This is a genomic window from Mesorhizobium sp. M0088 (assembly GCF_040322895.1).
In the GTDB taxonomy this organism is placed as follows: Bacteria; Pseudomonadota; Alphaproteobacteria; order Rhizobiales; family Rhizobiaceae; genus Mesorhizobium.
The window spans coordinates 185,366-202,961 of the sequence record NZ_JAMYUI010000003.1 but is presented as its reverse complement, the minus strand read 5'-3'; the positions used below and the strand labels follow the sequence as shown (position 1 = coordinate 202,961).

The following is a 17,596-nucleotide window of genomic DNA, read 5'->3' as shown; positions in this document are numbered from 1 at the left end:
ACGATCTCACCTATCCGCCGAGATAACCGGCACCATGGAACAAGAACTGTACACCGAAGCGGTTGCCAGCATCGGTCTTTAGGGTTTTGCGGTGGGCAAGGCAACATTAGTCGAAAACCAGCAATTGCTATCGCAGATTGAGCTAGTCTTAATAAGTTCTGGCGCTTTCGGTACGAGCAGATCGAAGTTAATTTGTTGGGTGGGTCACCCACAAGTAGTCACCTCCGTTGATCGCGAGCCATCTTCTCGCTGTGTTCACCGCATGGCTTGGACGTCGGCTCATTTGATAAGGCAGGGATGCAGATCATGGCGCATCTCCTCCACTGTCATTGCCCCCATACGCCCGACCTGGAGGTGCTGCGCGACGAGTACGGCGCGGATGCTTCGGCCATGGCCGCCGATCTCGCGCCACGAATGCGCTGCGCAGTCTACCAACGGCGCGCCGTTGGTTCAGCTACACGCCCGACGCCAGCAAGCATTCGGGGCATGGGCGTCGCGAACGACGGCTATGCCAAGGCGAAGGACGCGCGCTAACAACGGCGCGTTTGTCGTCGGAGCGATCTCGTGGTGTGGCGCGGGGCGCGCCGTGGGACAAAGTGTTGGGAGCGAGCAATTAGCGGGGACGGCGATGTCTTCGTAGTCCTGGTATCGCGAGCCTTAGTTGCCGTTTTTGAGGAAAGATGGGAGACCGCTGATACGGCGGGTGGTTTTGCAGCGGCACCGGTTCTAGGGTTGGGCAGGCCGAGGCATCAGGAGGAGTGAGCGGCATGTATCGGGCACCGGTCGAGGATATCGCCTTCACGCTCAAGCACGTGGCCGGCATGAAGTCGGCGCTCGATGCCGGCACCTTCGGCGATCTCGGCGAGGACCTGGTCGATGCCGTTCTTGGCGAGGCCGGCCGTTTCGCCACCGAAGAGGTCGCACCGCTCTACACGATCGGCGATCGGCAGGGTGCGGTGCTGAAGGACGCTGCCGTCACCACACCGCCCGGCTGGAAGGAACTCTATCGCCGCTGGATCGATGGCGGCTGGAACGCGCTCTCCGGGCCTGAGGAATATGGCGGCCAAGCGCTGCCGACCATGCTTGGCGTCGCCGCGCTCGAAATGTGGAACTCCGCCGCCATGGCCTTCGGCATCGGCCCGACGCTGACCATGGGCGCGGTCGAGGCGCTCGACAAACACGCCTCCGAAGACCTCAAGGCCAAATATCTCGAAAAACTCGTCTCCGGCGAGTGGATGGGCACGATGAACCTGACCGAGCCGCAAGCCGGCTCGGATCTCGCCGCCTTGCGCGCCCGCGCCGAGCCGGCGGCTGACGGCAGCTATCGCATCTTCGGCCAAAAAATCTTCATCACCTATGGCGAGCACGATTTCACCGACAACATCATCCATCTCGTGCTGGCAAGGCTGCCCGATGCGCCGGCCGGCACGCGCGGCATATCGTTGTTCCTGGTGCCGAAATTCCTGGTTGGCGACGATGGCGCGCTCGGTGCCCGCAACGACGTCTTCTGTTCCGGACTTGAGCATAAACTCGGAATCCATGCCTCGCCGACCTGCACCATGATCTATGGCGACGGCTTCGAAGGGGCCGAACCCGGCGCCGTCGGCTGGCTGATCGGCGAGGAGAACAAGGGGCTCGCCTGCATGTTCACCATGATGAACAATGCGCGGCTTTGTGTCGGCATGCAGGGGGTGGCGGTCGCGGAAGCCGCAACGCAGAAGGCGATCGCCTATGCCAATGAGCGCCGGCAGGGCAAGGCCGCGAGCTACACTGGCACGGGTATGGCGCCTATCGTCCATCACCCCGATGTCCAGCGTAACCTGTTGACCATGAAGGCGCTGACCCAGACCGCACGCGCCATCAGCTATTCCTGTGCCCACGCCATCGACATGGCCCGTGTCTCCGCCGGTGACGAGGCGGCATACTGGCGCGATCGCGCCAATCTGCTGACGCCGCTGGCCAAGGCGTTCTCGACCGATATCGGCGTCGAGGTTGCCTCGCTCGGCCTCCAGGTTCATGGCGGCATGGGCTTCATCGAGGAGACGGGAGCGGCCGCCTTCTATCGCGATGCGCGCATCGCCCCGATTTACGAGGGCACCAACGGTATCCAGGCGATCGATCTGGTGATGCGCAAGCTGCCGCTCGGCGGTGGCGACCATGTGCATGGTTACATCGCCGAACTGGCTGATATGGCCGCAGCGGTGCGGACCTCGAACATGCAGGGTTTCGGCCGCACCGCCGACGCTCTCGACGCGGCACTTGGCGATCTCAGCGAAGCGACCCGCTTCCTGCAAAAACTGACGGCCGATGGCCGATCGGAAGAGGCGCTGGCAGGCGCCACGCCCTATCTCAGGCTGATCTCGCTTGCCGCCGGCGGCGCCTATCTGGCGCGCGGTGCTCTTGCCGATCACAACCGCATAGCGCTTTGCCGTTTCTTTGCCGAAAACCTGCTCGGCGAGGTCAGCGCCTTGAGGGCGCGCGTCATTGATGGCGCCGAAAGCCTCGCCGCTGCTGGCAAGACGCTCGTCTCTGCCTGACGTTTCACAAGGAAAACACCGTGACAGACCATATCCTCGTCGAGCGCCAGGGCGCCATCCAGATCATCCGCATGAATCGGCCGGACAAGAAGAACGCGCTGACGCGCGCCATGTATGCGAAAATGTCAAAAACCCTGGCCGAGGGCGACGCCGACCCGGCCATCCGCGTCCATGTCTTTCTCGGCGTGCCCGGCGCCTTCTCTTCAGGCAACGACCTTGCCGACTTCATGGTCGTCGCCACCGGCGGCGACGGCGGCACCGAAGTCTGGGATTTCCTGATGGCGCTGGCCAAGGTCGAAAAGCCCATGATTTCAGGCGTCGACGGCATCGCGGTCGGCATCGGCACGACGCTCAACCTGCATTGCGACCTGACCTTCGCCACGCCACGCACCGTGTTCAGGACGCCTTTCGTCGACCTTGGCCTGGTGCCTGAGGCGGGATCGAGCCTGCTGGCACCGCGCATCCTCGGGCAGCAGGGTGCCTTCGCGCTGCTCGGCCTCGGCGAAGGCTTTTCGGCCGAGCGCGCCAAGGCCGCCGGCCTAATCTACGAGGTGGTCGAGGAAGCAGCACTGGAGGCTTCGGTATTGGCGGCAGCCGGCCAGATCGCCGCCAAGCCACCACAGGCGTTGAAGATCGCGCGCAACCTGATGCGTGGTTCGCGCGACGATCTCGTCGCCCGCATCGGCGAGGAAAGCGAGCATTTTCGCGAGCGGCTGAAGTCCGATGAGGCGCGCGCCGCGCTCACCGCGTTCATGACGAGAAAGAAGGCCTGAGCCTCAGGGATAAAGCCGTGTCTTGTCCCAGCCGTCCTTCGCACTGCGCGTAAAAACGAGCCGGTCGTGCAGCCGGAACGGCCTGTCGTGCCAGAACTCGATGGTGCTGGGCACGATGCGGAAGCCGGACCAGTGCTTTGGCCGCGGGATTTCGCCGATCGGATAGCGTGCCGTGTATTCGGCCACTGCCTTCTCCAGCGCAAAGCGGCTTTCCAGCGGCCGCGACTGTTTCGAGGCCCAGGCGCCGATGCGGCTGCCGCGTGGCCGCGTCGCGTAGTAGGCGTCGGCTTCGGCGTCGCTGACGATCTCCACCGGTCCGCGAATGCGCACCTGGCGGCGCAGCGACTTCCAATGGAAACACATCGCCGCCTTCATGCTGCCAAGAATCTCCTGGCCCTTGGCGCTCTCGAAATTCGTGTAGAAGACAAACCCGCTTTCATCGAACCCCTTGAGCAACACCATACGCACATCCGGCATGCCGTCGGCATCGACGGTCGCCAGAGCCACGCCGTTGGGGTCGTTCGGCTCGCTTTTCGTGGCGTCGTCCAGCCATGCGGCAAAGAGGCGAAACGGCTCGGCAGCCTCGGTAAAGTCACCGCTTGTTAACTCAGTGTCACTCATAGTTTTTCTCAAATTGTCACGAAGCCAAGATTCTTACAAAACCAAGATTCTTTACGAAGCAAGGGGGAGGTTGCCGATTGTCGCGTATCGCGCAAGCTTTTGACAGCAGGCAATGGAGCGTTATCGCTTCGGCCAGCGCGAAAGCCGCGATCGTGGCGGTCGCCTTGCCGCTTGCCGCGTGTGGCGCCGGCGGCTTCAGCCTGGAAAAAGCCGAAGTCGACCGCTCGATCCTGACCAGCAGCACGTCGGCCTCGGCCGCGCCGGCCAATTTGGATCGCGACTCCGACCAGACGACGATCGGCAATGCGGTTTCCTCGGCCGATATCGAGCAGCTCGGCGGGCAGGCCGTGCCGTGGGCCAATGCCGGCACCGGTTCGCGCGGTTCCATCACCGACCTGGCGGAATTGAAGGACAACGGCCAGACCTGCCGCCGCTTCAAGGCCTCACGCGAAAGCTTTGACGGCGTTGCCATGTTCGAAGGCGAACTGTGCCTGGCCAGCGCCGGCGGCTGGCGCATGCAGGACTTCAAGGCACTCTGATTTTCCGCGTCTGATATGCTGCTCCAGCACTGGAATTTCTTCCTATGCGAGCGCATATAGGTGGCAACCAGAGACTCAACTCTTCTCCAGGGCAGTAAGTATGCGCGACCCCTATGAGGTGCTGGGCGTTGCCAGGAACGCATCGTCCAAGGACATAAAGTCGGCGTATCGGAAACTCGCCAAGAAACATCATCCGGACCAGAATCCGAATGATCCCAAGGCGAAGGACCGTTTTGCCGCGGCCAACCAGGCCTACGAGATCGTCGGCGACGAAAAGAATCGCGCCGCTTTCGATCGCGGCGAGATCGACGCCGACGGCAAGCCGCGATTCCAGGGCTTTGAGGGCGCTGCCGGTGGCGGCGATCCCTTCGGCGGCTTCCGCCGGCAGCAGGGTCCGGGCGGTTCGCGGTTCGAATTCCGCTCCGGCAGACCGGGTGGCGATCCGTTCGACGGCAACAGCGACATCTTCAGCCAGATTTTTGGCGACACTTTTTCGGGCGCGCGCGGTCCCGGCGCGGGCGATCGCCGCCAGCAAACGACAGCAGCCGATCTGAACGTGACGCTCGACATCACCATTGAGGAAGCGGCGACCGCCGAAAAGGTGACGGCGATGTTCCCCGACGGCCGCAAGGTGGCGGTCAAGCTGCCGGCCTATGTCGAGGATGGCCAGACCATCCGCCTCAAGGGCCAAGGCGAGCAGGGGCCGGGCCAGCCAGGCGACGCGCTGGTCAAGATCCATCTGCGCCGACATCCACGCTACCGCATCGAGGGCCGCGACCTGCACGCCGATCTGCCGGTGGTGCTGGCGGATGCGGTGCTCGGCGCCAAGGTGCCGGTCGAGACGCCGACCGGCAGGCTTGCGGTCAACATTCCGGCCTGGTCGAGCTCCGACAAGGTCCTGCGGCTGAAGGGCAGAGGCCTGCCGGAAAAGGCCGGCGGCCACGGCGATCTCTACGCTCATGTGCGTATCATGCTGCCGGAAGGCGGCGACAGCGCGCTCGAAGAGCTGTTGCGCGGCCAAAAAGGCTGATCGGCGGCTTTTGTCCCCCGAACTGTCCGGTTTGGACGCTTGAAGGGGCTCTGTGCCTGTGCGATAGGGCAACCCACAAAGCTGAAATCTTGCGGAGAGCGCTCACATGGCGGGTGGACAGGGCCTAATGGCCGGCAAGCGCGGCCTCATTCTTGGCGTCGCCAACAATAGGTCGATCGCCTATGGCATCGCCAAGTCGTGCGTCGACCATGGCGCCGAGATCGCGCTGACCTATCAGGGCGAGGCGTTCAAGAAGCGCGTCGAGCCGCTGGCGGCGGAACTGGGCGCCTTTGTCGCCGGCCATTGCGACGTCACCGATCCGGCGAGCCTGGACGAGGTTTTCGCCAATGTCGCCAGGCACTGGGGCAAGCTTGATTTCCTCGTCCACGCCATCGCCTTCTCCGACAAGGATGAACTAACCGGCCGCTATGTCGAGACGACGCGCGACAATTTCCTGCGCACCATGGACATTTCGGTCTATTCCTTCACCACCATAGCCAAGCGCGCCGAGGCGCTGATGACCGATGGCGGCTCGTTGCTGACGCTGACCTACTACGGCGCCGAAAAAGTGATGCCGCACTACAACGTCATGGGTGTCGCCAAGGCGGCGCTCGAGGCCAGCGTGCGCTACCTGGCGGTCGACCTCGGCGCCAAGAAGATCCGCGTCAACGCCATCTCGGCCGGCCCGATCAAGACGTTGGCCGCCTCCGGCATCGGCGACTTCCGCTACATCCTGAAGTGGAACGAGTACAATTCGCCGCTGAAGCAGACGGTCACGCAGGAGGAAGTCGGCGATTCCGGCGTCTATTTCCTGTCCGACCTGTCGCGCGGCGTCACCGGTGAAGTGCATCACGTCGATTCGGGCTACCACGTCGTCGGCATGAAGGCGGTCGACGCGCCTGATATTTCGACGGTCAAGGACTAACGCCCGGCCAACCGTCGTCCGTCCCGATCCCGCACCGGAAGACCTGATGTACCCGCTGGTTTATATCGCGCGCCACGGCCAGACCGCGTGGAACGCCGAAATGCGACTTCAGGGGCAGGCCGATACCGATCTCAACGCTCTTGGCCGCGAACAGGCGACCGGCAACGGGCTTCGGCTAGCCGCGTTGGTCCCAAATCCCTGGGAATTCGATTTCCTCGCCAGTCCGATGAAACGGACGCGCGAAACGATGCAGCGTATTCGCGCCGCGATGAAGCTCGATCCGGATGCCTATCGAACCGATCCGCGCCTCGTCGAAGTCAATTTCGGCGATTGGCAGGGATTTACCTTTCCCGAGCTCGAGACAGGATATCCCGGAGCGAGCATGACGCGTGCTCTGGACAAGTGGAACTTTCAGCCGCCCGGCGAAGGTGCGGAGAGCTATCAGATGCTGCTCGAACGGGTGAGGCCATGCTTCGACGCGATCGAACGCCAGACGATATGCGTGACCCATGGCGGCGTCATGCGCACCTTGTTTCGCTTCGTTCTGGGGCTGGCCGAGGACGAGGCCGCGAACCTGGAAATACCGCAGGATCGCCTGCTCAAGCTCGAAGGCAAGAGTCTGGAGTGGCTTTAATGCATGTCGCCCAAAAGTGACCCCGGTTTTGGGAGAACGACATGCATAAAACAAAGACCTAAAGCGGGTCGCCTGAATCCGTTCAGACGCGACACGCTTTAGGCCATTGGCAGGCGGCTCGGCGAAAGCTGAACCGCAAACACAGCATTCAATTGAGGTTGGAAGCTCTAGTTGGCAGAGCTGTCCGGCAGTTCCATGTCGGTGACGATGTTTTCGCCATTGGTCACATCGTAGGCGATGACGATGTCCATGCCCGGCTTCAGCGCGTCGAGATCGGGCTCGGCGTTCAGCTTGTAGGACTTGCCGTCATCCAGCGTCAGCGTCGCCGTATCCTTGTCGATCTTCTTGATCAGGCCTTCGGTCTGGCCGGCGAAAGCGGCGGTGGAAAGCAGCAGCGTGGCGGCAATGGCGCCAATCAGGGTACGCATGATCGTTCCTCTTTATCATTGCGCCGGCATGGCGGCGGGCGTTCAACGGCGGATGGAGCAGAGCAGAAACCAACCGAATGTGTCAAAACTAAATCCGCCAGATCACAGTTTGACCCCTGTGAAAAACGCCAATAGAAGGCAACCTACAGCGCCGCGCGTCCTCTTGGACGCGCAAAGGACGCTGTAGCATTGTTGATTTTGCGCATGATCCTTTCCGAAAATCGCTCCGATTTTCGGGGTCATGCGCCAAGCCGGCTCCGCTGCCGGGCAGGGTCATTTCATGTCTCACAACACGTTCGGGCACCTTTTCCGCGTCACCACCTGGGGCGAAAGCCATGGCCCGTCGCTCGGCTGCGTGGTCGACGGCTGCCCGCCCGGCATCCGCTTCACTCGAGCCGACATCCAGGCCGAACTCGACAAGCGCCGGCCGGGGCAATCACGTTTCGTCACGCAGCGTCGCGAACCGGATGAAGTGAAGGTGCTGTCCGGCTTCATCTTCGACGAGGACGGCGAGACGATGATCACCACCGGCACGCCGGTGTCGATGTTGATCGAGAATGTCGACCAGCGTTCAAAGGATTATGGCGAGATCGCCCGCCAATACCGGCCGGGCCATGCCGACTACACCTATGAGGTCAAATACGGCGTGCGCGATTATCGCGGCGGCGGCCGCTCCTCGGCCCGCGAGACGGCAGCCAGGGTGGCGGCCGGTGCCTTGGCGCGCAAGGTGGTTCCGGGCGTTGTGGTGCGCGGCGCGCTGGTGTCGATGGGCGAAAAATCCATAGACCGCGCCAACTGGAACTGGAATTTCATCGGCGATGCCGAAAATCCGTTCTTCACCCCCGATCCGGCCTCCGTACCCGTCTTCACCCAGTATCTCGACGGCATCCGCAAGGCGGGCTCCTCGGTCGGGGCGGTGATCGAAATCGTCGCCGACGGCGTTCCGCCAGGCCTCGGCGCGCCGATCTATGCCAAGCTCGATCAGGACATCGCCTCCGGCCTGATGTCGATCAACGCGGTCAAGGGCGTCGAGATCGGCAACGGCTTCGAGGCCGCCCGTATCACCGGCGAGCAGAATGCCGACGAGATGCGCATCGGCAATGACGGCAAGCCGGTGTTCCTGTCCAACAATGCGGGCGGCATCCTCGGTGGCATCTCGACCGGCCAGGCGATCGTCGCTCGTTTCGCCGTCAAGCCGACCTCCTCGATCCTGACGCCGCGAAAGTCGATCGACAAGGACGGCAGGGACGTCGAGATCATGACCAAGGGTCGCCACGACCCATGCGTCGGCATCCGCGCCGTGCCGATCGGCGAAGCAATGGTTGCCTGTGCGATCGCCGACCACTATCTGCGGCATCGGGGACAGACGGGAAGGGAATAGGGGAATAAGGGAATATGTTGCGCTCTTAGCGCGGCCGGCCAAATCTTTTTGCTTTTCCCTACTCCCGTACTGCCCTACTCCCTTATTCCCTGCGAGCAAAGCGAGCACTTATGCCTTACGACCAGAAGAAGATCGTCGAAGCCCTGCGTGCTTTCGAACGCGGCGAGATCGTCGTCGTCATGGATGATGACGGGCGCGAGAACGAAGGCGACCTGATCGTTGCCGCCGTCCACTGCACGCCCGAAAAGATGGCGTTCATCGTGCGCCACACCTCCGGCATCGTCTGCACGCCGATGCCGCGCGAAGAAGCCAAGCGGCTGAACCTTGCGCCGATGGTCGCCGACAACGATTCCGCCCATACCACCGCTTTCACCGTCAGCGTCGATTTCAAGCATGGCACCACGACGGGCATCTCGGCCGAAGATCGCACTTTGACCGTTCGAAATCTTGCCAACGGCAATGTCGGTGGCTCGGATTTCGTCCGCCCCGGCCACATCTTCCCGCTGATCGCGCGCGAAGGCGGCGTGCTGATGCGCTCCGGCCATACCGAAGCAGCGGTCGATCTGTGCAAGCTCGCCGGCCTGCCGCCGGTCGGCGTCATTTCCGAGCTGGTCAATGATGACGGCACCGTCAAGCGCGGCCCGCAGGTGCAGGCTTTCGCCGAGGAGCATGGGCTGAAGCAGGTTTCGGTTGCCGACCTCATCGCCTACCGGCAACGTAAGGAAACTCTGGTCGAACGCGTCGCTTGCTCGGAAATCGACACGCTCGGCGGCAAGGCACAGGTCTTCACCTACACGCTGCCGTGGGACTCCATGCACCACGTCGCCATCGTCTTCGGCGACATTCGTGACGGCGAGGAGGTCCCGGTGCGCCTGCATTCGGAGGATGTGGTGACCGATGTGTTCGGCACCAGCCACCGGCTCGACGCCATTATGAAGGCAATGGGCGAGCGCAGGCGCGGCGTCATCGTCTATCTCAGAGAAGGCTCCGTCGGCGTTGCGCATCAGGAGCGCAAACGACCGGCAAGCGGCGACCGCGAGGATCACGAAGAGGCCCGCCGCCGCGAAAACGAGTGGCGCGAGATCGGGCTCGGCGCGCAGATCCTCAAGGATCTCGGCATCTCCTCGATCAACCTGATCGCCTCGCGCGAACGCCACTATGTCGGCCTCGAAGGTTTTGGCATCCACATCGCCAAGACCGAGATCCTCTGAGCCTCCCGCCGATCCGGTTGCCGGAGAAGACGGATGAATGCGCCCCTGCCTTCCAGCCAGCGCAGCGAGCGGCTTTTGCTGCGCCGCCCGGCAGAGGCTGATCTGGATTTCCTGATCGATCTCTTTTCGCGCGGGGAGCTTGTTGCGCATCGACCCGACCCTGTTCCGGATACAGCCCAGCAGAGCGCCGCGCGGCTGAGGCGCGACATCGGTCATTGGGACAAGCACGGCTTTGGCCGCTGGGCGGTCGAGGCGGATGGAAAGTTGATCGGCTTCGGCGGCGTCACGGTATCGGCGGATTTCGACGGTCTGAACCTGTCCTATCATCTTCATCCGGCGGCCTGGGGACATGGCTATGCCACGGAATTGGTGATGGAAGCACTGCGCACCGCGTTCGGCCCCTTGCGTGCCGATCGGGTTGTCGGCCTCGTCCGCCCCGCCAATCCGGCCTCGCGACGGGTGCTGGAGAAATGTGGCTTCGCCTTCGAAAAAGAGGTGATGCTGCGCGGGGCGCCAACGATACTTTTGGCATTGGCGCACCCGGGAAAAGCCAATATTTCAGGCCCGGCCGCCTAGAGCGGCGCGCCCGGTCCTAAAGCCCGGACGCGCCGGAACTATTCCGCGGCAATCGCGGCTGCTTCGCATCCGTCCATCTCGCACTCAGTCGTGGCAAGGCTGCGTTGGCCGAGCAGCACCGTGGCCAGTGCGATCGTGCCTGAAGCCACCGACACCCAGAACCCGCTCTGGGCGCCGAACGCATCCACCATCGCGCCGGCCGCGAACGAGCCCAGCGCCATGCCGATGCCGATGCCGGTCATGACCCAGGTGATGCCTTCGGTCAGCATCGCTTCCGGCACATGCCGCTCGATCAGGCCGAACGCGGTGATGAAGGTCGGCGAGATCGCCACACCGCTGATGAACACGGTCAGCGCCAGCAGTGGCACGGTGTCGGCGGTGAGCGGCAACAGCGTGCCGAGCGCGACGAGGGCGACTGCGATGGCCAGCTGGCGTTGCAGCGGCGCCTTCAGGCTGAGCGCGCCGACGATGATGCCGAGTACGAACGATCCCAGCGCATAAACGCCGATGACGAGGCTGGCGGCGCCCGGTTGGCCAAGCTCCTTGGTGATCGCCACGGTGGTCACTTCCGTCGTCGCGAAGGTTGCGCCGATGAAGATCAGGGCGAGGGTGATGATCTGAACCGGCCGCAGGCGGATCGCCGAGCCGCTTGAGTTATGGTCGACCGGCCGCACCCGGGGCTCGGTCGAGCGTTGCAGGATGAAGGCCGCTGATCCGAATGCGAGAAATAATGTGCTCACCAGAACGCCGGCTTCCGGGAATAGGGCGGCACTCAGGCCGACCGATAGCGATGCCCCGGCGATATAGACCAGTTCATCGGCCACGGACTCGAAGGCGAATGCGGTGTTCATCTGCGGCCGCCCCCGGAAAATCTCCGTCCAGCGCGCGCGCACCATCGCAGGTATGCTTGGCATGGCGGCGGCCAGCAGTGCCGATACGAACAGCGTCCAAACCGGCCAGTCCTGGTTGGCCGCCGCTATCAGGACCGCGAAAGCCAGCACCGCGATGATGGTGGTGGGCACCACGATTCGTGTCTGGCCCAGGCGGTCCACCAGTCTCGATATCTGCGGCGCGACGAAGGCGTTGGCCAGCGCGTATGTCGCCGAGACGGCTCCGGCCAGCCAGTATTCGCCACGCGTCTGCGACAGCATCGCCACGATGCCGATGGGCGCCATGGCGATCGGCAGGCGCGCCATGAAGCCGGCGGCCGCAAAGCCCTTGGCTCCGGGGGCACGAAAGATTTCCGCGTAGGGATTTTGCATCGGTTGGTTCCTCGACAAAGGACGATTGGACAATTACATACGGAGCGTATGATCATTAAATAGACCATACGTCGCGTATGTCAATTGGCATACGTTGCGTATGTGAATAGGGCCAGAAGCCATGCACAGACCCCGCAAGGAGATGATCGCCGAGACGCGCGCCAAGCTGATCGCGGCGGCCCGTCATGCCTTCGGCACAACAGGCTATGCGGAAGCCTCGATGGATGATTTCACCGCTTCGGCCGGGCTGACGCGCGGCGCGCTCTATCATCATTTCGGCGACAAGAAGGGGCTGCTGCAGGCGGTCATAGCCCAGATTGACGGCGAGATGGCGGCGCGCATCAATGAGGTCGCGTCGAGAGCGCCGACCCGCTGGCAACATTTCGTCGACGAGTGCTCGACCTATATCGAGATGGCGCTGGAGCCGGAAATCCAGCGCATCATGTTCCGGGATGGCCCGGCCGTGCTGGGGGATCCAGCGCAATGGCCGAATTGCAGTGCGTGCATCGCTTCAATGACCGACCATCTGACCGCGCTGCAGGACGAGGGGGTCGTTGTCTCCAGCCTCGACCCCGAGACGGCCTCGCGATTGATCAACGGAGCGAGCAGCCAGGCAGCGCAACGGATCGCCAATTCGAGCGACCCCGAAGCGACGTCGAAGAAGGTGGTGACGGCGTTCAAGCAACTGCTCGAAGGCCTGCTCAAGAAGCCGGACCCGCAGTCGAATTGAAGTTCCCACCGGAGCTTTCGTGCCGGCAGCTGTTCCCGATAGGAATTTTTTCTTGACTCGGTGACCTCAGCTAAGGTACATATTCGTCCATGGTGCTGATTTGCGCCAGTGACCCGCCGCACAGGCGGGTTTTTCGTTTGATGCTCCGTCAGCCTACGCGCCGGCGAAGGCTCCGAAGAAACCCGTTAGCCCGAATTCGTTGCCTTTTGGCGTCAGGGCCGGCAATTGACAATCGCAGGGTTGAGTCCATCCTCTTCCACCATCTCTGAGGCGGAGATTCGGGGCACATGTGGGATTTTGAGATCGGCCGGTCGGTGTCCATCATGATGCGGACCTGGCCGTTCATCGTCTTTCGCATGATCGTCTATTTCGGCATCACGCTGGCCTACATTATGGCGACGGGCACCGGCGCCTCGGTCGGCTATGGCGTCGGCCATATCTCCACTGATCCCGACGGGCCCATGTCCTTTGCCCTGTGGGGCGGCGTGGTCGGGTTTGGCCTCGTCTCGATCGCTGTGTATTGGATCCGCGAATACATCCTCTATGTCGTCAAGGCCGGCCACATCGCCGTCATGGTTCATCTGATCGACGGCCGCGACATTCCCGGCGGTCAGGACCAGATCGCCTATGCCAGGGATATCGTGACCCAGCGTTTCGCCGAGGCCAACATCCTTTTCGTCGTCGACCAACTCGTCAAGGGCGCCATCCGCGCCATCACCGGCCTGCTCGGCGGCATCGCCGCCTTCCTGCCGATACCGGGCCTGAGCGGCCTGGTCTCCTTCATCAACACGGTGATCCGCCTGTCGCTGACCTATGTCGACGAGATCATCCTCGGCTACAACATCCGCATCAATTCAGCCTCGCCCTTCGAGACGGCGCGCCAGGGCGTCGTGCTCTATGCCCAGAACGGCAAGGTCATGGTCAAGAACGCCGTCTGGCTGGCGGTCATCATGTGGGGCGTGTCGTTCATCATCTTTCTGATGATGCTGGCGCCTGCCGGCGCGATTCTGTTCCTGATGCCTGGCCAGCTCGCCGGCTGGGCTTTTGTGCTCGCCATCGTCTTCGCCTGGGCATTCAAGGCGGCATTCATTGAACCCTTCGCCATCGCCTGCCTGATGCAGGTCTATTTCAAGACCATCGCGGGCCAGGTGCCGGATCCGGCCTGGGACGCCCGGCTGGCCGAGGCGTCGTCGAAGTTCAGGGAGCTCAAGGACAAGGCGCTCGCCTCCTTCGGCGGTTCGCGCTGGGCTACGGCCGGCGCCACACCCTGATCGGCCGGGCGGGTGATGTCTGGTGAGGCAGAAACGGTGTTGAGGCGCGCCACGGTGGATTTGAGCTGTGTCTCGCCTTGCCCGGAAAAGGTCTCGCTCATGATCAGCTCCGGCAGCGGCAGCCGCCGTCCCCAGCCATGCGTTTCAAGGTCCGGTTTGGGAGCGAACTCGGAAACACGGCCGACGCAGAGATAGGCGATCGGCGTTACGTGGTCCGGAATGGCCAACAGCCGCTTTAGCGCCTGCGCTTCGATGATGCTGACCCAGCCTACACCGACGCCCTCGGCACGCGCGGCCAGCCAGAAATTCTGCACCGCGCAGACGGTGCTGTAGAGATCCATCTCCGGATTGTGCCAGCGTCCCAGCGGCGAACCCTTCGAGCGCTGCCTATCGCAGGTGATGCAGATGTTGAGCGCGCTTTCGCAGATGCCTTCCAGCTTGAGCTTGCGGTACAGTGCCTGTTTTTCCGCCTCGATCGCCGGCAGTTCCTGTTCGCGCGCGGCCAGGAACAGGTCGCGCACCTCCGCCCGTCGCTCGATGTCACGAATGACAATGAAATTCCATGGCTGCATGAAGCCGACCGATGGCGCGTGATGGGCAGCAAGCAGCAGCCGCGCCAGCACGTCGTCATCGATCGCGGTGGGCAGGAAATGGCTGCGCACGTCGCGCCGTGTGAACATGGCGCGATAGACCGCATCGCGCGCACTCTGGTCAAATCCGTCGCCAACAGCAGCGGTCAGGTGTTCCGGCATCGCTTGTCCCCTTGCGATTGCAATTGATATCATCCGCCTGGCCATGCGGATGACGATGCCTGCCAGGCCGGTCTTCTGGCTCGGGATCAACCCGCGTCCGGTGCCTTCCCGTCATCGACAGTGGCATTTACCGGCGCGGTCCCCCTCACAGCGTTGGGCACGCCACGGAATTCAACCGTGTTCCCGATTCTCCCGCTTGCGGCGGGCACCAGGCAGTACCAAAAACCTTACGCCGAAGTGCTGAGGACGCCAATGCTTGCAGCGACGCGAATGGACGCAGTCGCGATTTTCCCCAGTCATCGGCCGCCCGTGCATGGCCTTTGTCGATCCGGGTCACTAGATTAGGACGATGACCACCCGTCTCTACACCCATCCGATCTTCCTCGAGCATCTCACGCCGCCCGGACATCCCGAGCGGCCCGACCGCTTGCGTGCCATCGAGCGCGTGCTCGATGAGGAAGCCTTTGCCGGGCTCGATCGTATCCAGGCGCCGGAAGGCGACGAGGCCACCATCCTCTACGCGCATCCCGCCGATTTCGTCGCCCGCGTGCGCGCCGCCATTCCCGACGAGGGGATTGCCCGCATCGATGCCGACACCACTGCCAGTCCGAAGAGCTGGCAAGCGGCGATCACCGCGATCGGCGCCGCTAACGCCGCCGTCGATGACGTCTTTTCGGGCCGCGCCGACAACGTCTTCGTCGCCGCCCGGCCGCCCGGCCATCATGCCGAAAAGACCACGGCCATGGGCTTCTGCCTGTTCAACACGGCGGCGATCGCGGCGCGTTATGCGCAGAAGAAACACGGTGTCGAACGCGTTGCCATCGTCGACTGGGACGTGCATCACGGCAATGGCACGCAGGACATTTTCTGGGACGATCCGTCGGTGCTCTATTGCTCGACACACCAGATGCCGCTTTATCCCGGCACCGGAGCGAAGAACGAAACGGGCGCCGGCAACATCGTCAACGCGCCGCTGGCGCCGCAGACTGGCAGCGAGGTGTTTCGCGATGCCTTCCTGTCGCGCGTCCTGCCCGCGCTCGACAATTTCGCGCCCGACCTGATTATCATTTCGGCGGGGTTCGACGCGCACCACCGCGATCCGCTGGCCGAGATCAATCTGACCGAGGATGATTTCGATTGGGCGACCGGCCAGCTGATGCAGCGCGCGGCACGCCACAGCGGCAACCGGCTCGTCAGCCTGCTCGAGGGCGGCTACGATCTGCAGGGATTGGCATTTTCGGTCGCCGCCCATGTCGGGCGACTGATGAAAGGATGAATGATGGCCGATGAGACCAACGAAGACGTCAAGGCGATGAGCTTCGAGCAGGCACTCGATGCGCTGGAGAAGATCGTCGATGATCTGGAGCGTGGCGACGTGCCGCTCGACCAGTCGATCAAGATCTATGAACGTGGCGAGGCGCTGAAGGCGCATTGCGACCGGCTGCTGAAGGCCGCCGAGGACAAGGTCGAGAAGATCAGGCTGTCGCGCGACGGCAAGCCGGTCGGAACGGAGCCGCTCGACGCGGATTGAGGCCCGGTCCGAACATAGGCTCGCCTCACCGGTTTTTGGACATGATCATGATCGAGGATATAACTCGTCCCGATTGAAACAGCTCAAGGACAAGAGGAGATACGGAAGCGATGTGCAGAAACATCAAGACCCTGTTCAATTTTGATCCGCCGGCAACCCCTGACGAGGTGCGCGACGCGGCTCTTCAGTTCGTCCGCAAGCTGAGCGGAACGACGCGGCCCTCGAAGCAGAACCAGCACGCCTTCGACCATGCCGTCGAAGCCATCGCGGCCTCGGCGCGCGAACTGCTCGATTCCCTGGAAACCCATCAGCATCCGCGTAATCGCGAAGAGGTGGCGGCCAAGCTGCGGGCAAAGGCGGCGATCCGCTTTGCCTGACGCGGCCAGGCGGCCTTCGACGGCCGACAAGGAGAGTCCATGAGCTTCTTCCCCGGGAAAGACCCTGAGGCAGGCGACGCCTTTGCCAGCGACCAGATCGAATTGATGGTCATTCCGAACGCCAAGGACATCGGCGGTTTTCAGGTGCGCCGTGCCCTGCCGACGGCAAAAAGGCGGCTGGTCGGGCCGTTCATCTTCTTCGACCGCATGGGTCCTGCCATCCTGCGGGCCGGCCAGGCGCTCGACGTCCGTCCGCATCCGCATATCGGCCTGTCGACGGTCACCTATCTGTTCGACGGCAAGATCCGGCATCGCGATTCACTCGGCACCGAAATGGTCATTCAGCCCGGCGACGTGAATTTGATGACCGCCGGCCGCGGCATCGTCCATTCGGAGCGTACGCCGGAGGAACTGCGTGGCGCGCCGATGTCGGTATCCGGCCTGCAGACATGGCTGGCGCTGCCGGACGACAAGGAAGAGGTGGCTCCTGTGTTCGAGAACACAGGAGCGCTCAGGCTTCCCGAGATCGATGCCGAAGGCGTCAACGGGCGCCTCATCATCGGCGATTTCCAGGGGTTGCGGTCGCCGGTCAGGGCCGACTCGGAGACGCTCTACGCCGACCTGCGCCTGGCGCCCGGCGCCAGCGTGAAAATCCCTGCCGACGCGGAAGAGCGCGCCATTTACACGCTGGAAGGCGAGGTCTCGATTTCGGGCGATGTGTTCCCAGCCGAACGGCTGCTGGTGTTCCGTCCCGGTGACGAGATCGTCGTGTCGTCGCTGACCGGCGCGCATTTCATGCTGTTCGGCGGCGCCTCTCTTGGTTCGAAGCGTTATATCTGGTGGAATTTCGTCTCCTCATCGAAGGAGCGCATCGAACAGGCCAAGCAAGAATGGAAGACGGGCCGCTTCGACATCGTTCCAGGAGACGAGGAAGAATTCATCCCGCTGCCGGAAAGCTGATGCCTGTCGCCCGAAAGTGGCAGAACGAAATGCATAGACAAAAGACTAGGGCCTGATC

Annotated in this window: 19 protein-coding genes, 1 pseudogene and 1 riboswitch; of the genes and pseudogenes, 16 read left to right on the top strand and 4 right to left on the bottom strand. The window is 62.9% G+C overall.

All coding sequences use genetic code 11. The features are described from left to right. Positions 1-306: 306 nt before the first annotated feature. The 3 genes from NKJ67_RS05270 (at position 307) to NKJ67_RS05260 (ending at position 3,310) form a co-directional block, all read left to right on the top strand. The gene (locus NKJ67_RS05270) at positions 307-534 is read left to right on the top strand and encodes a hypothetical protein (RefSeq protein WP_352580726.1); all 228 of its coding nucleotides are present in this window, start codon (positions 307-309) and stop codon (positions 532-534) included. A gap of 233 nt (positions 535-767) precedes the next feature. Beyond that, positions 768-2,537 carry an acyl-CoA dehydrogenase family protein gene (locus tag NKJ67_RS05265; RefSeq protein WP_352580725.1) on the top strand — a complete coding sequence of 590 codons (1,770 nt, stop codon included), beginning with the start codon at positions 768-770 and terminating at the stop codon, positions 2,535-2,537. 20 nt (positions 2,538-2,557) lie between these two features. Then, entirely contained in the window at positions 2,558-3,310 is a 753-nt protein-coding gene (locus tag NKJ67_RS05260) for a crotonase/enoyl-CoA hydratase family protein (RefSeq protein ID WP_352580723.1), read from the top strand. Positions 3,311-3,313: 3 nt separating this feature from the next. Here NKJ67_RS05260 and pdxH read toward each other — a convergent pair whose 3' ends face one another. After that, positions 3,314-3,931, bottom strand: coding sequence for a pyridoxamine 5'-phosphate oxidase (gene pdxH, locus NKJ67_RS05255; protein WP_127270335.1), 618 nt, complete (start codon positions 3,929-3,931; stop codon positions 3,314-3,316). Between the two features lie 77 nt (positions 3,932-4,008). On the opposite strand from pdxH, the gene NKJ67_RS05250 reads away from it, so the two are divergent. The 4 genes from NKJ67_RS05250 to NKJ67_RS05235 all read left to right on the top strand — a co-directional run bounded on the left by NKJ67_RS05250 (position 4,009) and on the right by NKJ67_RS05235 (position 7,059). Beyond that, the gene (locus NKJ67_RS05250) at positions 4,009-4,470 is read left to right on the top strand and encodes an RT0821/Lpp0805 family surface protein (RefSeq protein ID WP_027035968.1); all 462 of its coding nucleotides are present in this window, start codon (positions 4,009-4,011) and stop codon (positions 4,468-4,470) included. Positions 4,471-4,570: 100 nt separating this feature from the next. Continuing rightward, positions 4,571-5,500: a DnaJ C-terminal domain-containing protein gene (locus tag NKJ67_RS05245; protein WP_352580721.1), complete on the top strand. Its 930-nt coding sequence runs from the start codon at positions 4,571-4,573 to the stop codon at positions 5,498-5,500. A 106-nt stretch (positions 5,501-5,606) separates the two neighbouring features. Then, positions 5,607-6,425: an enoyl-ACP reductase FabI gene (gene fabI, locus NKJ67_RS05240; RefSeq protein ID WP_127268175.1), complete on the top strand. Its 819-nt coding sequence runs from the start codon at positions 5,607-5,609 to the stop codon at positions 6,423-6,425. Between the two features lie 46 nt (positions 6,426-6,471). Then, the gene (locus tag NKJ67_RS05235) at positions 6,472-7,059 is read left to right on the top strand and encodes a histidine phosphatase family protein (RefSeq protein ID WP_127268176.1); all 588 of its coding nucleotides are present in this window, start codon (positions 6,472-6,474) and stop codon (positions 7,057-7,059) included. Positions 7,060-7,226: 167 nt separating this feature from the next. Here the strand turns inward: NKJ67_RS05235 and NKJ67_RS05230 are convergent, their stop codons facing one another. After that, positions 7,227-7,487, bottom strand: a complete 261-nt coding sequence (locus tag NKJ67_RS05230; RefSeq protein WP_352580720.1) for a DUF1344 domain-containing protein — start codon at positions 7,485-7,487, stop codon at positions 7,227-7,229. Between the two features lie 280 nt (positions 7,488-7,767). Here NKJ67_RS05230 and aroC point away from each other — a divergent pair, with 280 nt between their 5' ends. From aroC to NKJ67_RS05215, 3 genes are all read left to right on the top strand, one after another. Beyond that, the gene (gene aroC, locus NKJ67_RS05225) at positions 7,768-8,868 is read left to right on the top strand and encodes a chorismate synthase (protein ID WP_127268177.1); all 1,101 of its coding nucleotides are present in this window, start codon (positions 7,768-7,770) and stop codon (positions 8,866-8,868) included. A 110-nt stretch (positions 8,869-8,978) separates the two neighbouring features. After that, complete coding sequence (gene ribB / locus NKJ67_RS05220) at positions 8,979-10,079, top strand: 3,4-dihydroxy-2-butanone-4-phosphate synthase (RefSeq protein WP_127268178.1); 1,101 nt, start codon at positions 8,979-8,981, stop codon at positions 10,077-10,079. 33 nt (positions 10,080-10,112) lie between these two features. After that, positions 10,113-10,655 (top strand): GNAT family N-acetyltransferase, encoded by a 543-nt coding sequence (locus tag NKJ67_RS05215; protein WP_352580718.1) that lies wholly within the window; start codon positions 10,113-10,115, stop codon positions 10,653-10,655. 38 nt (positions 10,656-10,693) lie between these two features. Here NKJ67_RS05215 and NKJ67_RS05210 read toward each other — a convergent pair whose 3' ends face one another. Next, positions 10,694-11,917, bottom strand: a complete 1,224-nt coding sequence (locus NKJ67_RS05210) for an MFS transporter (protein ID WP_292560750.1) — start codon at positions 11,915-11,917, stop codon at positions 10,694-10,696. Between the two features lie 121 nt (positions 11,918-12,038). Between NKJ67_RS05210 and NKJ67_RS05205 the strand changes: the two genes are divergently transcribed. Continuing rightward, entirely contained in the window at positions 12,039-12,647 is a 609-nt protein-coding gene (locus tag NKJ67_RS05205; protein WP_352580717.1) for a TetR/AcrR family transcriptional regulator, read from the top strand. Between the two features lie 287 nt (positions 12,648-12,934). Beyond that, positions 12,935-13,918 carry a hypothetical protein gene (locus tag NKJ67_RS05200; protein WP_245481765.1) on the top strand — a complete coding sequence of 328 codons (984 nt, stop codon included), beginning with the start codon at positions 12,935-12,937 and terminating at the stop codon, positions 13,916-13,918. 122 nt (positions 13,919-14,040) lie between these two features. Here the strand turns inward: NKJ67_RS05200 and bluB are convergent. Then, positions 14,041-14,670 (bottom strand): annotated as a pseudogene (bluB, locus tag NKJ67_RS05195) (5,6-dimethylbenzimidazole synthase); the annotation flags it as partial. Between the two features lie 48 nt (positions 14,671-14,718). Continuing rightward, positions 14,719-14,898: riboswitch (cobalamin riboswitch) on the bottom strand. A 121-nt stretch (positions 14,899-15,019) separates the two neighbouring features. Here bluB and NKJ67_RS05190 point away from each other — a divergent pair. The 4 genes from NKJ67_RS05190 to NKJ67_RS05175 all read left to right on the top strand — a co-directional run bounded on the left by NKJ67_RS05190 (position 15,020) and on the right by NKJ67_RS05175 (position 17,538). Beyond that, complete coding sequence (locus NKJ67_RS05190; protein ID WP_127270331.1) at positions 15,020-15,946, top strand: histone deacetylase family protein; 927 nt, start codon at positions 15,020-15,022, stop codon at positions 15,944-15,946. 3 nt (positions 15,947-15,949) lie between these two features. Next, a complete protein-coding gene (locus NKJ67_RS05185) occupies positions 15,950-16,201 on the top strand; it encodes an exodeoxyribonuclease VII small subunit (protein ID WP_127268720.1) in 252 nt (83 codons plus the stop codon). A gap of 110 nt (positions 16,202-16,311) precedes the next feature. Next, positions 16,312-16,578, top strand: coding sequence for a DUF2277 domain-containing protein (locus NKJ67_RS05180; RefSeq protein ID WP_127268719.1), 267 nt, complete (start codon positions 16,312-16,314; stop codon positions 16,576-16,578). Between the two features lie 39 nt (positions 16,579-16,617). Beyond that, positions 16,618-17,538 (top strand): pirin family protein, encoded by a 921-nt coding sequence (locus tag NKJ67_RS05175; protein WP_256745785.1) that lies wholly within the window; start codon positions 16,618-16,620, stop codon positions 17,536-17,538. Positions 17,539-17,596 lie beyond the last annotated feature (58 nt).

Excerpts from the sequence above, each read along its gene's own strand:
- NKJ67_RS05270 (WP_352580726.1), top strand. The coding sequence starts at position 307 with ATGGCGCATCTCCTCCACTGTCATTGCCCCCATACGCCCGACCTGGAG.
- NKJ67_RS05265 (WP_352580725.1), top strand. The coding sequence starts at position 768 with ATGTATCGGGCACCGGTCGAGGATATCGCCTTCACGCTCAAGCACGTG.
- pdxH (WP_127270335.1), bottom strand. The coding sequence starts at position 3,931 with ATGAGTGACACTGAGTTAACAAGCGGTGACTTTACCGAGGCTGCCGAG.
- NKJ67_RS05245 (WP_352580721.1), top strand. The coding sequence starts at position 4,571 with ATGCGCGACCCCTATGAGGTGCTGGGCGTTGCCAGGAACGCATCGTCC.
- fabI (WP_127268175.1), top strand. The coding sequence starts at position 5,607 with ATGGCGGGTGGACAGGGCCTAATGGCCGGCAAGCGCGGCCTCATTCTT.
- NKJ67_RS05235 (WP_127268176.1), top strand. The coding sequence starts at position 6,472 with ATGTACCCGCTGGTTTATATCGCGCGCCACGGCCAGACCGCGTGGAAC.
- NKJ67_RS05230 (WP_352580720.1), bottom strand. The coding sequence starts at position 7,487 with ATGCGTACCCTGATTGGCGCCATTGCCGCCACGCTGCTGCTTTCCACC.
- aroC (WP_127268177.1), top strand. The coding sequence starts at position 7,768 with ATGTCTCACAACACGTTCGGGCACCTTTTCCGCGTCACCACCTGGGGC.
- ribB (WP_127268178.1), top strand. The coding sequence starts at position 8,979 with ATGCCTTACGACCAGAAGAAGATCGTCGAAGCCCTGCGTGCTTTCGAA.
- NKJ67_RS05215 (WP_352580718.1), top strand. The coding sequence starts at position 10,113 with ATGAATGCGCCCCTGCCTTCCAGCCAGCGCAGCGAGCGGCTTTTGCTG.
- NKJ67_RS05210 (WP_292560750.1), bottom strand. The coding sequence starts at position 11,917 with ATGCAAAATCCCTACGCGGAAATCTTTCGTGCCCCCGGAGCCAAGGGC.
- NKJ67_RS05205 (WP_352580717.1), top strand. The coding sequence starts at position 12,039 with ATGCACAGACCCCGCAAGGAGATGATCGCCGAGACGCGCGCCAAGCTG.
- NKJ67_RS05200 (WP_245481765.1), top strand. The coding sequence starts at position 12,935 with ATGTGGGATTTTGAGATCGGCCGGTCGGTGTCCATCATGATGCGGACC.
- NKJ67_RS05190 (WP_127270331.1), top strand. The coding sequence starts at position 15,020 with ATGACCACCCGTCTCTACACCCATCCGATCTTCCTCGAGCATCTCACG.
- NKJ67_RS05185 (WP_127268720.1), top strand. The coding sequence starts at position 15,950 with ATGGCCGATGAGACCAACGAAGACGTCAAGGCGATGAGCTTCGAGCAG.
- NKJ67_RS05180 (WP_127268719.1), top strand. The coding sequence starts at position 16,312 with ATGTGCAGAAACATCAAGACCCTGTTCAATTTTGATCCGCCGGCAACC.
- NKJ67_RS05175 (WP_256745785.1), top strand. The coding sequence starts at position 16,618 with ATGAGCTTCTTCCCCGGGAAAGACCCTGAGGCAGGCGACGCCTTTGCC.